The sequence below is a fragment of the Labilibaculum filiforme genome (assembly GCF_002843315.1).
Taxonomy (GTDB): Bacteria; Bacteroidota; Bacteroidia; order Bacteroidales; family Marinifilaceae; genus Labilibaculum; species Labilibaculum filiforme.
Window position 1 is genome coordinate 1 of record NZ_MVDD01000015.1, and the last position, 15536, is coordinate 15536.

Annotated in this window: 13 protein-coding genes; all 13 read right to left on the reverse strand. The window is 36.1% G+C overall.

Annotation, left to right across the window (positions count from 1 at the left end; translation table 11 throughout):
* Nucleotides 1-237 precede the first annotated feature (237 nt).
* The 13 genes from BZG02_RS16045 to BZG02_RS16105 all read right to left on the reverse strand — a co-directional run bounded on the left by BZG02_RS16045 (nt 238) and on the right by BZG02_RS16105 (nt 14595).
* On the reverse strand, nt 238-1089 hold the full coding sequence (locus tag BZG02_RS16045; protein ID WP_101262560.1) for a DUF2806 domain-containing protein: 852 nt from the start codon (nt 1087-1089) through the stop codon (nt 238-240).
* Between the two features lie 210 nt (nt 1090-1299).
* A complete protein-coding gene (locus BZG02_RS16050; RefSeq protein ID WP_101262562.1) occupies nt 1300-2400 on the reverse strand; it encodes a hypothetical protein in 1101 nt (366 codons plus the stop codon).
* A 398-nt stretch (nt 2401-2798) separates the two neighbouring features.
* On the reverse strand, nt 2799-3458 hold the full coding sequence (locus tag BZG02_RS16055; protein ID WP_101262564.1) for a PQLLE family protein: 660 nt from the start codon (nt 3456-3458) through the stop codon (nt 2799-2801).
* Nucleotides 3459-3762: 304 nt separating this feature from the next.
* Nucleotides 3763-3969, reverse strand: coding sequence for a GDCCVxC domain-containing (seleno)protein (locus BZG02_RS16060; protein ID WP_101262566.1), 207 nt, complete (start codon nt 3967-3969; stop codon nt 3763-3765).
* A 2-nt stretch (nt 3970-3971) separates the two neighbouring features.
* On the reverse strand, nt 3972-4769 hold the full coding sequence (locus BZG02_RS16065) for a cation efflux transmembrane domain-containing protein (RefSeq protein WP_101262568.1): 798 nt from the start codon (nt 4767-4769) through the stop codon (nt 3972-3974).
* A complete protein-coding gene (locus BZG02_RS16070) occupies nt 4763-5656 on the reverse strand; it encodes a cation diffusion facilitator family transporter (RefSeq protein WP_101262570.1) in 894 nt (297 codons plus the stop codon). Before BZG02_RS16070 ends, BZG02_RS16065 begins: the two co-directional genes overlap by 7 nt.
* A 116-nt stretch (nt 5657-5772) precedes the next feature.
* Entirely contained in the window at nt 5773-6123 is a 351-nt protein-coding gene (locus tag BZG02_RS16075; RefSeq protein WP_245868117.1) for a P-II family nitrogen regulator, read from the reverse strand.
* Nucleotides 6113-7408, reverse strand: coding sequence for an efflux RND transporter periplasmic adaptor subunit (locus tag BZG02_RS16080; protein ID WP_101262572.1), 1296 nt, complete (start codon nt 7406-7408; stop codon nt 6113-6115). The genes BZG02_RS16075 and BZG02_RS16080 overlap by 11 nt, the downstream gene beginning before the upstream one ends.
* Nucleotides 7409-7425: 17 nt before the next feature.
* A complete protein-coding gene (locus tag BZG02_RS16085) occupies nt 7426-11766 on the reverse strand; it encodes a CusA/CzcA family heavy metal efflux RND transporter (RefSeq protein WP_101262574.1) in 4341 nt (1446 codons plus the stop codon).
* Between the two features lie 36 nt (nt 11767-11802).
* Nucleotides 11803-12273, reverse strand: a complete 471-nt coding sequence (locus tag BZG02_RS16090) for a hypothetical protein (RefSeq protein WP_101262576.1) — start codon at nt 12271-12273, stop codon at nt 11803-11805.
* 69 nt (nt 12274-12342) lie between these two features.
* A complete protein-coding gene (locus BZG02_RS16095) occupies nt 12343-12741 on the reverse strand; it encodes a DUF6769 family protein (protein WP_101262578.1) in 399 nt (132 codons plus the stop codon).
* Between the two features lie 77 nt (nt 12742-12818).
* Complete coding sequence (locus BZG02_RS16100; protein WP_101262580.1) at nt 12819-13232, reverse strand: Fur family transcriptional regulator; 414 nt, start codon at nt 13230-13232, stop codon at nt 12819-12821.
* A gap of 634 nt (nt 13233-13866) precedes the next feature.
* Complete coding sequence (locus BZG02_RS16105; RefSeq protein ID WP_101262582.1) at nt 13867-14595, reverse strand: DUF6261 family protein; 729 nt, start codon at nt 14593-14595, stop codon at nt 13867-13869.
* Nucleotides 14596-15536 lie beyond the last annotated feature (941 nt).

Consider the following 15536-nt stretch of genomic DNA (forward strand, 5'->3'; position numbering starts at 1 on the left):
CCATTGTCAACTATTCTAAATCTAAAACACAAAAAAAGCTGTAGACGGATCTACAACTTTCTATTATTCTTTGAAATTACTGCATTTAAAAATCTTTCCATATTAAATTCCCTTTCTAAAAAGGTTTTCACTTACACCATTCCCCATAAGAGTAAGAATTCTGTCACCGGTTACGTCAACCCACCGTTCATGTTGGGCAGTTCCTGCCACACGAACGCTTAGTTGTTAGAGCACGTTTTAGTTTAAGATTTTAAAGACAAATTGTTCTTTTTGTTTAGCTTCTATGAATTTGTTGATATATTCATAATTTTTATCTGTATTAATTGTCTGCATTAATTCCGTACCTGATGGAGTAAACAATACTTGGTCAAATTTATATTCTTTAGTATTTTCTTTGTTGCACAAAATAACCTTACTCCCAAAATTAATTATTACTCCACTTAAATGTTCAATGTATCCATATGTTACATTTAACGTATCGCTATCATAGATAAGGCCTGCCGCTCTTAATTTTAAAAGACTAGTATAGTTTATGCCATAATTGTCAAACGCATTATCCGAACTCATTTTAAGTATTCTACCATCATTAAGGGCAATTTTACACGCTAATTCAAACAAGTGGGCTTCATTTTTTGAGAGATTGCTTATTACTTCTAAAGTTCTAAAGCTTATTTTTCCTGGTTTGGTAACTTCTTCCGCTAAAATCTTACCCCACACTTCTTGCATTTCTTCATTTGTTACATCTTGAGCCTTGCTAAAGAATCGAGTTCTCCAATCCTCATCTACAGGTTCTTCAGAAACCGTTTCTCCAAGGTGTTTTGTTGATTTTTCAACAATACTTTCGAGGTTAATTTGTCTATTAATCTCTCTGTGAGCAAATCTTTCACGAGCTCGCTCAATGATTTCGAATTCAGCATCAGATTTGAGAATTAATCCCTTTGCTTTTGCTTCTTCTAATTTTTCTAATCTATAGGCTTCCGCATCAGCTTTTTTCCGAATTCTTTTTGGTTCATAAAGTATTCCAATTCCCTTACTTACTGTATCAATAAGTTTTTCAATTGGTTTTCCAGAAAATTTAACTACTGCCATAGAATTGATTTTAATGTGCTCTAACGGCTCGCATATGAGTAGTGCGGGATTTAACCCACAACTGCCTCAAATAACTAAGTAGCCAAAACTACGATTTTACAGTTAACTTTCAAATTTTAATTAGCTCGTCAAATCGTAGATTTGGCGGGGCTCAAATACCGCACAAATGCCTATAAATGCTACGCTCCCCGCATTACTTATGATGCATTGTTAGCTTGCGTAATTACTACTTAAAGCTTGTTCAATACTATCTAAATATGTTATCATTTTTCCAATAGGTTCAAGTTGAGAATTTACCCCAGCCCTTAAATTGCTACTTTCAATCAATATCGTTTTATAAAAGTCTCCTGCTTGTTTTGAAAGATTTAACAATTCAATTGAAATATCATTGTCTCTATACTTTGCAAGTAATTCACTTTTTAAAGGTCTAATAATTTTATCTACATCATACTTTAAATCAATCTTATCAGGCAATGTTTCTGGAGAATGATAGTCAATTAAAAGTTGATTGATAAAGGTGTAAATCGCTTCTGTAGTTTTATTCTCTCGACGACTAGATTCAATGAAATTTGAACAAATATTCATAATTTCTCCCTTAAGTTGCAGAAATTTATTCGATAAAGGTGTTATTACCTCGCTATTATTAGTGTGGTAATCATCATCAATATTTTCAAATACTTCAAGAAGAAAGTCAATTGAAGAGTAGAATTTAATATATGACTTCTTTTCTAAGTTTAGTGTTTTAAAAGTTGTGAAAACATAAGTAGTATCAAAGCTTTGAGCTCTTTTCAATAAATTCAAACTTACTCGATTATATTTCCCATGTGTATATGGTTTTTCTGTAATTGAAGTTACTAATGCATTTAACAATTCAACTTGTTTTTTAGAGTTTGCTGTTATATTCTTTAGCAAAGTAAAAACTTCTTCTCCGAAATCGATGTACTTCAATTTTTCTTTGTTCTTTTCATTTTTACGTCCTCTCCAAAATATAAATATCGCAATTCCACCACTAATGATAGCTCCAAGAATAGCTCCAATTATTGAGCATAAATCACATCCTTCTTCTTTAGTTTCAATTTCCTTATAGTGATTATCTAGCTCAAATTTCACAGAATGTTTCAGGGTATCATTGCTTAATAAAATAGAATGCTCAATATCTTCTAAAGAATTGATAATTTCTTTTTGATTGTCAATCTGTTTTTGAAGTTTTGCATTTGTTGCAACACAGCATTCATACTCCGCACTCATCTGAACATCTGCGAATAGTGATATTGATGTTAATAGAAAAATAATTAATGTAAGTTTTCTCATAGTTGTAGAATGTTCATTTTTATGCAAGCTAACGGTTGGTGTATGAAGCGTTGGGCATTTCGAAGCACTTTACTGTCAAACCGCTACAAAGTTTATTAAATGTAACGCCCTTGAAATTAGCACTATCCGCCCAATGATTTATACACTTTGTTAGCAACTGGGCGTTGATTCTTCCAGTCTGTTTTTCAGTCATTTAAGGTTTCTTTAATTGTCTTTTCAATCTGCACAAAACTGTCAACGGAGCGCAAATTTATTTTGTTTTTTTGTGGGAGGGCAACCTTAAAACCGCCCTTAAAGGCGGTTACTTGGGCTGGCTTTGTAAGCTCTTTGGCAAGCTTTGGTCGTGCGGCGGCTCGCGGGGCTTGCCAATGTGCTTACAAATAGGGTGGGCTTTTCCATCAGCTTCTCACTGTTTTACCCAATGCTTCTAATAACTGCGGATTATCCTCTAAACCAATCTTTGCTACTGCATAGAATTCACTCATCCAATCATCTATCTTTGCAAATGCAGCATCTTTTATTTTTGTTGCGTCTTGCGATTCCCCTTTTTCTTTAAGATAAATTGCTCTTGCCACTTCTAATTCAGATATTATGGTGTTTGCTGCTGTCAAGTCGTCAACTGATATTTTTAAACGAGCTAATTTACCTTGAATAGCAGAATCGGCAGATGCAACACTATAAAATTTCTTTGCAGCTTCTAACCATTTGATATAAGTCCGTGGCATTACGCCTGAAATGGCTAATTTGTCTGCGGTTAACGAATCGTTACGGAATACAACTTTTGCTTTCTTTCGGTGGGTGTTGAATGTGTCTTCTAATTGCTCCTTTTTACTTGAAAAATCCGCGTAAGCGGCAGATGTTTCATCGTCTTCGGTTTTGTTTGCATCGTATGCAGTCCTGGTTTTTGTAAGCAATGCTTTACCTTCTGCGATAACTGCCGAATCGTAGCCTAAATCTGCCATAATTGCAGAAATTTCAGGTTGGGTTTCCGCATTTTCCAAAGCTACCCGGTACAATTCCAATGTTGCTGTGTCTGTAAGTTTTGTTCGTGATGCCATAATTTAATTTTTAAAGGTTTATAATTAATTACATTTGGTTTTTTCGCTTTTACAATTTTGTTTTTCAGTATTACAATTGTGTTTTCCCCACTCACATTTTATCTTTTCGGATTTGGAATTAAATTTTTCGAACGTACCGCAATATTTTGCATTCTTAACAGTCTATTTTTCCTCACAACAGTTATATTTTCCAAACTTACATCTGCTATTTTTCAACTTGCTACTGTATTTGTAAAACTAAATGTTAAATATAACGAAAATACTTTTTGTCAGAACCCCGTTGTACGTCCATTTTATTAAAAAATCAGCAACAACTTTCATTCTTTTGTATCGAAGGGCATTTCACCGAACCATAAGAACAATAAATGCAACAATCACCCTGCTTTGGTTTTAAAACTGTATGGCAATTTTCACATTCATAGAAAAACTGACAAGAATCTTCAGGCATGGTTTCTTCAATTTGATGTCCGCATTTAGGACAAGTAATTGTAGATTTTAATTCTACTTTCATAATTATTTCCCCAATTTTAAAATCCTTAATGCTCCCTGAACCACAATTAAAAATACGATTGAACCAACAATTAGGTCAGGGTATTTTGATTGTGTTAGCAACACTAAAATACCTGCTAAAATTACACCTCCATTAATAATAACATCATTGGATGTAAAAATCATGCTGGCTTTCATGTGGGCTTCATTGCTTTTTGATTTTTGAAGTAGAACCAGGCAGATTGCATTTGCAATAAGGGCTAATATTGAAACACCAATCATTATTCGGTAATCCGGCATGGCTTCTGAGCCAAGAAATCGCCTGATAACTTCAATTAACCCTAATAGTGCAAGAGATAATTGGAAGTATCCACTTAAACGAGCAACTTTCTTTTTTCGGGTTACCGTTGAACCAACAGCCCACAGGCTTAATCCATAAACGAATGAATCTGCAAGCATATCTAAAGAGTCTGCAACAAGCCCCATTGATTTAGAAAATAACCCGGTGGTCATTTCTATTACAAAGAAGACAAAGTTGATTATCAGTACTGACCAAAGTAATTTCGATTGAACACCGGAACTTTCTAATACAACTTCACTCTCTTTTATTGTTGAAGTATTTGAAAGTTTTGCGCCTAAGTTAAGTTCCTCTAATTGACTTGTTATCTTTTGATTTTCTGCTGAATGATATATAGTTAAATTTCTGTTTTCAATATCAAAGTCAAGCCTTTTAATTTCTGGAAGTCCATCTAACTTCATTCGTATTAGGTTTTCTTCTGATGGACAATCCATTTTCGATATGTGGTATTCTGATTTTAACATTCCTTGCAATTTAATTGAATATCTTCTTTTTCTATTTGTAAAGTCAAATGGTTTATGTTGTATTTCTTTGACAAAATATCCTGAATATCCTTTAATAGTTGGTCTGGATTAGAGTTGGGTGCAATCAAATGAGCAGATAAGGCATTTTCTGTGGTACTCATTGCCCATATATGTATATCATGCAAGCCTTCAACTCCATTCTGGTTAAGTATCGTACTTTTCACTTCATCTAATTCTATATTCTTGGGTACAGCATCAAGGGCAAGCCTTATCGATTCAATAAATAGTTTCCATGTACTCCACATAATCACGAGTATTATAATAAAACTCATAATCGGGTCAATCCAATTCAGTCCGGTTTTTACAATCAATAGTCCTGAAATTACTACGCCTAATGATACACCGGCATCGGCTGCCATATGAAGAAATGCTCCTTTTATGTTTAAATCATCTTTCTGTCCTTTTAGAAACATAAGGGCGGTAATTGTATTAATCAATACACCAATTCCAGCTACAATCATAACCTGAGCACCTGCAACTGGTTCAGGGTTTTTAAACTGACCTATTGCATCCCAGGCAATTGCAATTACAGCTCCAAAGAGCAAAAAGGCATTTAGCACTGAAATTAATATGGTTGTTTTTTTGAAGCCGTAAGTAAACCTGCCTTTTGGTTTTTTTGTAGCTAACCAAATGGCAAACCATGCAAAAATCAGACTAAGGACATCGCTTGCATTATGTCCGGCATCCGCTAAAAGAGCGGATGAATTAGCGATTAAGCCATAAAATACTTCTACAAGTACAAAGAGTATATTTAAGCTTACACCAATGCTAAAAGCTTTGTTGTAATTGGATTTATGTGAGTGTGTATGACTATGATTATGTGCCATAAATCAGTATTTTAAATTAACCATCTTTTTGTTTTATTCCTATAAATATAAAATTTCATAGCTCAAAGTATTAAAATACAGGTTGCCAAATTACAGGCAACCTGTATTATATAGAATTAATCTTCGACTGTTAATCCAGTTTTTACCCGATAAGCCTGTTCAACGTCGGAAACATATATTATTCCATCACCGTGATGCAATGTCCTCCCGCAATCTGAAATGATGCTGACAATAGAATCTACATCTTCTTCGAATACTACCATCTCAATTTTTGCAACAGGACTGTCCGTAACAGAAAATTTCTGCGAAACAGATGCGTATTCATCCTGAAATTTTCCGATTCCTTCCGCCAACGAAATTGTTGCATTCTCAAAGCCTTTTTCTTTAAGTTGTTGAACAATTTCATTCACTTTGTTTGGTCGTATAAATGCTTTTATTTCTTTCATGATAATAATTTTAATGGTCATGTTCAGTTTCTTCTTTGCCCATGTCCGACAGTAAATAATATGCTGCGTTCATTACAATTTGAGTATTTTCCGGTAATGGGTCAATCAATTTTATTTCGGTATAACCTTCATCTTTAAGACCAGTCATAACCTCTACCATGCGGAAAGTCATTTCATCGTTTTCTTCATTTAATTCGTTCGCATGTTCATCGTGGTTATGACCTTCATCGTTATCATTGTCATGATTTTCCACCTCTTCATGACTTTCATCCCCGTCATCGTGTCCATCATGGTCGTGTTCTGCCATCGATTCATTGTCTAATACAAAAATGAATGACTTGGTTCCTTCAGTAACAATTGCATCGTTGGGCAAAGAACGCGTATAGTTTTCATCTGTATGAATATGCCCGGAAATGTACATTCCTGAGATTAAACCCGTAATTTTTTCATTTATTTTTGCATGTATATGAACCGCCCTTGAATCAGTCTCAAATTCTTTCCCAATTGCAAATATTGTTGCCGTTAATTCTTCTTCATGTCGGTTTGAAACGGTAAAATGTATTTTTTGCCCTTCCTTAATTAAATGGACGTCTTTTTCGTAAATCATAAAATCGGCATGAATTGCACTGTTGTCGGTAATTTCAAGTAATATGTCTTTTGCATCAACGTAAGTTCCAACTTTTATGTTTATGTCATTTATGAAACCATTAATTGGTGACTTAATACTTATTGTATTTGAAATCTCACCTTCTTTAACTTTATCAGGTGAAAGATTCAACAACTGCAATCGTGATTTTAAACCTTCATATTTAGCCTTAATTGTATTGTATTCAGATTTTGTTTGCTGATAATCCCTACCAGCTCCCACATTATTCTCGAAAAGCTCTTTTTGGCGTGCATACTCTTTTTCGATAAATTCGAGTTTGCTGGATATTTCAGCAAAGCCCTCCTGTAAAGAGATATAATCGGGATGTTCGAGCACTGCCAGTAATTGACCTTTTTTTACCCTATCGCCATGAAAAACATTAATTGTTTTTACATTGCCACCAATAATGGCTGTAACTTCGGCACTGCCTGACGGGGGGACTTCCAGTTGACCATTTGACTTTACAAGCGTTGTTAGATTACGCATTTGAAAAGACCCCAATTTTAAATTTAGGGCTTCACGTTGCCTGGCATTTAAAACTACTGCCCCTTCAACACCATGCTCTTCCTGTTCCTCACCTTCATGGCTATCTTTTTTTTCTGAATTACACGATAACATTGTAGCCACCATGATAAATGCTAAAAATATTTTTGTCTTCATTTTATATAATTTTTCGGTTATTTACCTGTTAAATATTTCAATTGGGCAGACAATTGAAAATACTCTGCCTGCTGGTTTAAAAATTCTTGTTTTGTGTTGATTGCTGTAGCCATGTTTTGAATAAATTGAACATAGTCAATACTTCCGAGCCGATATGCCAGGTTGGATGCCTGTATTTGTTCATCTGCCAATGGCAACGCTTCTTTTATGTAGTAGTCGATAACCTGTTGCAAGGTAAGGTAACGGCTAATTTGCTGATTGTACCCGGCTTTTATTTCCAGTTCTTTTTGCTCGTATTGCCGATTGACAATTTGGAAGTCAATTTTTGAAGCTTTGGTTTTTCCCGATTGTGAAAAGAATGCCAACGGGACAGAGATACCTGCTTCCCAACCATAAAACCCGGAATTGCCGTCAACCGACTGCCATTTATAACCCAGGTCTAACTTTGGAAGGAAATTGGCTTTTTCCGCTTTCCATACCGATTCTGCCACATCAATCCCGGTTGAATAATAATTCAGCAGCGGGCTTTCGCTCAATGTATCAATTTCGGAAACGATATTGAAAGCATACTGCCCCAAACCCTGTATGTTAACATCTACTGCAACCGGGTATAATAGGTATTGATTCAGAATTTGCAAGCTTGCCAAATAGTTGCTTTCAGCTTTCTTTAAATTAACCTGCAATTCTTTGTATTTAGCCGAAGCGGAAAGGTATTCGATTTTAGAAGTAGCCTGTGTTTTGTACCTCAATTCCGCAGCTTTCTGAAAGTCGGCGTACAAGGTGTCGAGTTCTTTATAAAGCTGCCATTGCTGTTTGGCATGAACCGCATTGTACCAGGCGATACTAACATCACGGGTTAACGAATATTCGGTAAGGTTCTGCCCCGAAATAGCTTGTTGGGTGCGTGCATTTGCTAACTTGCTTTTTGCCGGAATGCCAAAAACATCGATATCCGACTGACCAATCCCAATTCTGTTTTGAATACCGGGCGTACCGTTTCCCACTTCTTCTTTACCCGTGTAAACAGAGGTTGTACCCAATTGGTAAGCCGTTGCTTTTAAAGCTTCCTGTTTGTCAACTTCCAATTGGGCTGCTTTAATTGAAGGATAATTTTCTTTTGCCCTTTCAATGACTTGTGGCAATGTTAGTGAAGAATCCTGCGCATTGGCATTTCCTGAAATCCCCAGACCTACCATTATAAAAAGGACAGAAAATACACCCATTGCCGGTTTAGGCAACTTTATTTTTTTAGCCCCCGATTCAACAAATTTATAGAGAATGGGCAGCACAATAAGGGTTAGCAAAGTTGATGTAAGCATACCCCCAATTACAACTGTAGCCAAAGGTCGTTGAACTTCGGCACCTGCAGAAGCCGATACAGCCATAGGTAAAAACCCTAAAATATCGGTAGATGCTGTTAGCAGTATAGGACGGATACGCCTGATAGAACCTTTAATAATTATATCATTGATATGGAGTTTCCCTTCTGCCTTGAGTTCATTAAAACCCGATATGAGGACTAACCCGTTTAACACCGCCACACCAAACAATACAATAAATCCCACTCCGGCAGAAATACTGAATGGCATATCTCTCAAAAATAATGAGAATACACCACCTACAGCGGCAAATGGTACAGCTACATAAATCATGAGGGTTTGTTTAAACGATTTAACCGCAAAAAATACCAACATGAAAATTAATGCCAAAGCGAGTGGAACTACCAGAGACAATCTTTTAGAAGCTCTTTCGAGGTTTTCGAATGCTCCCCCATACCGAATATAATAACCCGTAGGTAGTTCCAGTTTTTCATCTAAAGTTGTTTGAATTTCCTCTACGAGCGACTTAATATCCCTGCCTTCAACATTAATCCCCACATAGGTACGCCTGTTGGTATTGTCACGACTAATTTGCATCGGTCCTGGCTGATAACTAATTTCAGCAACTTCTTTTAAGGGTATTTGATTACCATCGGGAAGATTAACAAACAGGTTTCGCAAATCGTCAATACTTGTTCGATGTTCTTCGTCCAAGCGTACCACAAGGTCGAACATCCGCTCACCTTCGTATATACTTCCGGCAACGCCACCACTAAAAGCAGTTTCAACGATGGTATTTAGTTCTTTAATATTCAAGTTGTACCGACCAAGCTTATTCCTATCGTAATTAACCGTAATCTGAGGCAATCCTCTTGTTGCTTCAGCTTTTACACCTGCAATACCATCAATTCCAGAAATTAACCCGGCAATTTCTTCTGCTTTGTCAGCCAGCATTTCCAAATCATCGCCATATAGTTTAACGGCAACATCCTGACGAATACCAGTTAGCAATTCATTGAAGCGCATTTCAACAGGCTGGCTAAATTCATAATTGATTCCGGGCAATACGCTTACTTTTTCTCTCACCTTATCAATTAATTCAGCTTTTGATTCAGCTTTTGTCCACTGGTCTTGTGGGGTTAATATCACAAAAATATCAGCAATATCAATTGGCATCGGGTCCATGGGTAAATCTGCCACCCCAATTCTGCTTTGAATACTTTCTATTTCATCGGGAAAATTCTCCAATATAATTTGTTCCAATCTTGTGGAAGTTTTTGTAACCTCAGTTAACGAAGTACCCGGCTTTAAAAATGCCTGAAAAGCAAAATCGCCTTCATCAAGTTTGGGAATAAATTCAGCCCCCATTCGTGTAAAAAGAAAACCGCCGGAGACTAACAGCACAAAAGCAATTGTGATTACAATCCAACTTCTTTTAAGCGACCATCCGATTACCGGGGTATATATCTTTTCAAGTTTTCCAATTAATTTATCCCCCCATGATTTTTTATCTGTTTTAGGTGGTTGAAGAAATAAGGCTGCCATCATTGGAATATAGGTGAGACACAATACTACCACGCCCAATACTGCAAAACCAAATGTCATTGCCATAGGGATGAACATTTTACCTTCGACACCTTGTAAGGCTAATACGGGAATAAAAACAATCAAAATTATGAGCTGACCAAAAAATGCTGAGTTCATCATTTTGCTTGCCGAATTATAGGCAATTTCGTTTCGTTTCGCCTGGTCGAGTTTTGTTCCGATAAGGTTTTTGCGATGGAGGTAAAATATCATGGCTTCAACAATAATTACTGCTCCATCTACCAATATCCCGAAATCGAGCGCCCCCAAACTCATCAGGTTAGCCCACACCCCAAACAGGTTCATCATTATAAATGCAAAAAGTAATGCCAATGGAATGGTTGATGCCACAATTAAACCGCCCCTTAAATTTCCCAGGAATATTACAAGTACAAATATTACAATTAAAGCACCCAGCGAAAGGTTTTCGGCAACCGTTGAGGTTGTACTTTTAATGAGTTTACTTCGGTCAAGAAAAGGTTTTATTACAACGCCTTCGGGAAGTGATTTTTGGATTAAGCCTATCCTTTCTTTTACATCTTTAATCACATCATTCGAGTTTTCCCCTTTTAACATCATTACAATTCCACCAACTGCTTCTCCTTTTCCATTTTTTGTAAAAGCACCATAACGGACAAAACTACCGTATTTAACTTCTGCCACATCCCTCATAAAAACAGGTTGTCCATCGATGTTTGCAACTAAAGTATTTTTAATATCATCAATCGACCTCATTAATCCTTCGCCCCTGATAAAATTGGCTTGAAAGTTTTTCTCGATATATGCTCCACCGGTATTCTGATTGTTGTCCTCAAGGGTTTCAAAAACATCGGAAATTGTTAATCCCATGCTCCGAAGTTTATCCGGGTTAATAGCAACTTCGTATTGTTTTCCCCTACCACCAAAAGAGTTTACCTCAACAACACCGGGTAGCATTGCCATTTGCCTTTTTACAATCCATTCCTGCATGGTACGGAGTTCCATATCATCGTAAATGGTATCAAAACCCGGTTGTACTTCAAGCGTATATTGATAGATTTCGCCTAATCCTGTGCTGATAGGTGCCATAAAAGGTTGTCCAAAACCTTCAGGGATTTTTTCTTTTACCTCTGCTAAGGCTTCACTTACCAATTGCCGGGGTAAATAAGTTCCGGCACTTTCTTTAAAAACGATAGTTACAACAGAAAGCCCGAACCTCGATACACTTCGTATTTCAGTCACATCAGGGAGGTTTGCCACGGCTAATTCTACCTGATAGGTTACAAACTGTTCAATATCTTCTGTACCCAAATTAGGGGCAGTAGTAATTACCAAAACCTGATTATTTGTTATGTCGGGCATGGCATCAAGTGGCACTTTGGTCATGGAATATATTCCGCCAATAATCAGTCCGATTGTCATCAGCCCGATAAGTGCCTTATTCTTTATTGAAAAGGATATTATACTATTTATCATTGTATAAATATTTTTTTAGTTATTAATTTGCTCTTGTTATTTATTTTTCGTTTCATAATATTTATTGAAATTTTCTTTGTTTTTGAAATAGACCACGTCCTGTTTATTCCTTGTTTTAAGTCCGATAATTGCGTCAGCTTTATTTATTGAATCTCCCGAAAATGCATCAGTTACTATTGCCACTTCTTTAAAATGCTTTACTAAATGATTGAAACATTGCTGGCTACAGAAATAGTAAATTTTGTCATCGAAAACCGCTTTGGTGCTTTCATGGATTTGGAGGTTATCCCCATTCATGCATATCCAATATGCAGGCACTTCTTGTTTAAACCAGGCAATTTTTCGCCAGGCAAATCTTGAGTCGCACCAGTAGGTATAAAAAACAAGAACAGACAATACGCCAATGAAAAGGATGCCGAAACTAATCAGCATAGCCCTGTTAAATTTTTTTTCGTCAAGCTTTTGCTTTTCAAGAAGCTGCTGCTTGCTTAACCTCTTTTTTTTCATATTAAAAAGATTAAGTGATTAATACTGTCGATAAAATGCTTTACCGGAATTAAAAAAATCGAAAGGAAACTAAACAGTAGCGGGAGGTGCCCTTAATGAACGGCTTGTAAGGAATTTTTGCTTTTGCAGCGTCGAGATAAAAAAACAGGTTTTAGATGGGTCTTCAACCCTAACTGTTAATTCAGGATTTGACTCAACACAAAAAAGGTCGAAATGAAAATTTGATTCAGATGGAGTATTAACAACTAAATCGTTTGCTTTTTCGGAAATAATAAGATTAAATGCATGACAATGCGTATCCGGGTTTTCATTGTGTTTATCCGGGTTGGTGTTCTCACATTCTAAGTTTTCCTGATGGGCTTCTATTGAATCGAAATGATGGTGGTGGGGAATAACAGCATGGGCAAAAATAATTATCCCTGCAACGAGGATAAGAAATTTGCTTGTATGTTTTCCTTTTAAAATCAATCTATAAGCTATTTAAAATGTTTTTCAATATTATAACGACAAATGTACGATAAAGTTTTTGCAACTGAGTTGCAAAGTTATTTTTTACAATTTGAACAAATTCCTTTAACTACCATATTTACACTTTCGAGGGAAAATCTATTGGGAAGGTTAATTGTAGGAACAGGAATGTCGTTTAAACAAAACGTTTGATTACATTTTGTGCAAAGGAAATGGACATGCAGGTCTTCCGGGGCGCACTTGCAATTATCCTGACAAAGCGCATATCTTAAAGAACCCGAACCATCTTCAATCGAATGAATCAGTTTATTTTCCTGAAATGTTTTTAGCGTTCGATACAAAGTTGCCTTATCCGCTTTTTCAAATTTTTGTTCTAATTCAGGTAAACTAATAGCCGTTTTTTGTTCTGTCAGAACTTGTAAAACCAACTGTCGCATTGCGGTTGGTTTGATATTTTTCAAGTTGAGTTTGTTGTCTATTTCCTTTTTCATTTTACTAATTTCAATAATCTCGGTTTGTTCAAAGCTCAAATGTAACAATTAAGCACCGGTGCGTAGGCAGAATTGCAGCTCTTTTACAAGCCTTTGGTTTGGGTGTTGGCTTGTGGGGTCTTGGAAATGTGCTGCAATGTGGGTCAGGGTTTCCCTTCTTCTTTTTGCGGGGGGAGAAAAAACAAAATAAATTCCTCCAAGTTTGCACCGAACTTTTATAATTGCATGTCTTTTTTCGCCTTGTTGCTAACGTTTGTGAATGTGTAGGTACATTTATATTTCTTTTATCAATCTTAAAATATACACTTATTCATCTCATAGAGTGGTGTAAGTGTATGTCTCTATAGAGATATCATCAGTAAAAGTTTTACTAAAGTAATAAAGCAAAACGATGATTCAACCTGTCAAACCTGCCAACTTGTAGGGATGTGAGTAATTGCACAAAAAAAGCTTTTCTATTCTGGAAAAGGGCAAAGAGGAGAGCCATTTTATCTATTGCAGTTCGGCTTTAGCCAACTGAAATTAAAATATTCCGAGTGCTTGGCTTTAGCATCATCTTGCTTCTACAATCTCCTGTTAGCGAAGGGATCATAAAAAAAGGGCTTCACATCGTGCGAAACCCTTAGCTGTAGTTTTAAACCAATTCGGTATCTACTTCGTTTGTTTTTCTACGACGCTTAACTAATTGGTTACTCTTGTCGATAAGTTCGGCAATTGTTTTGGCGGTAGCCTCATAAACGGCAGGGTTTACCTTTGCCATGGTGTTCATGTAGCCCATTAAAACATCATTAATTGTTGCGATGCCTTCTTTCTTCAATTGACTTGCCGAAGCCAAATCTTTCTTCACGCTCTCGCCTTCGGCTTGTTGCAAGGCCAAATTTTCAAAATCTTTTTGCGCCATATCCAAATTTGCAATTGTTTCGGGCACACCTTGTAATTTTGCAATAGCAGCAGCAACATCGGGTTTGCTTAAGTCGTTAAGTAAGGAATCTATCGCTGCCGATTCTTCTGCATAGTCCTCTTTTTGTATGCTCAAACCATACTGTTCCAATACATTGTATACTACCAAAGCGGCATTTTGCACTTCAACAATAGGAATATGCACATAGCCTTCTACCAACTTAAACAAGGCTTTAATTTCCGTATCGCGCACATGGTCTTTCTCTGCCATTTGAGAGTAAGCCGTTAGTCGCCTCAAAGCCTCGGTGAGAGCGGTGTTTGTTGATTTTACTTTTGTAATAATAGGAGTTAAATAAATGTCCGAACTCCAATCGTTTTTCGCAAATGCTTTTAGAATAAGGTTTAATAATGCACTAAGGTCGCCATTGCGACTAACGGTAATAATTTTTTTAATTTTTGTCATCACGTTTCATTTAAATTTGAGATTTGTATTAAAATTGTTGTTTTCGGATATTGTTTTTTTTTCAATTAACGTTTTTTGCTTTCACTAAATAGTTACGCGTCAAAAACTCAAGTTTTCGGCCTTTCACTAAATAGTTACGGGTCAAAAACTCAAGTTTTCGGGCTTTCACTAAATAGTTACGGGTCAAAAACTCAAGTTTTCGAGCTTTCACTAAATAGTTACGGAGCAAAAACTCAAGTTTTCGGGCTTTCACTAAATAGTTACGGAACAAAAACTCAAGTTTTCGGGCTTTTGCTATATGTTCATTGATCAAAACTAATACTATTCCCTGTCTGCTGGCGTAATTGCTTATCAAAATATAGATATTACTAGCATATATGTGTCTTACAGATACCGATTTAAGTTCATTTTTATAATAATACCATCAAATATACAATTTTTTTTAACTGAACAAAAAATAGTAAAAAATAGTGTGACTGTGTCTTCTATGATCAATAGTTAATTGTGATTTGCCGATTTCTTTACTGTTACTCATATTCAAGTTTCGGCTACCGTACTATTTTGAATTGTGTGGTTATAAAGTGTATCAAGGAACGCGATACAATTGCGCATCAGCAGGGTCTGAAACACGAGAAATAAACAGCCTGATTTTCTGTTTCCATCGGTAAATTCTTTCTGATTTTTTATCTATTGCAGTTTGGCTTTAGCCAACTAAAATTAGAATATTCCTAAAGTTCTGCTTTAGTATCATTTTCTTTTGGGATATTTTTAGCCGTATATCGAGCGGGTGAGTGCGACAAAATTGGACTCTAAAAACTGGTAAATGTGTCATAAATTCAGTCATAATGGCGTTATTTTGTTAATTAGTTTCTTTTTTATAGTCTGGTGTGTTTTTTGTGGGCTTTTTATCGAGCGGTCCAGCTATAATATATAACCGAACT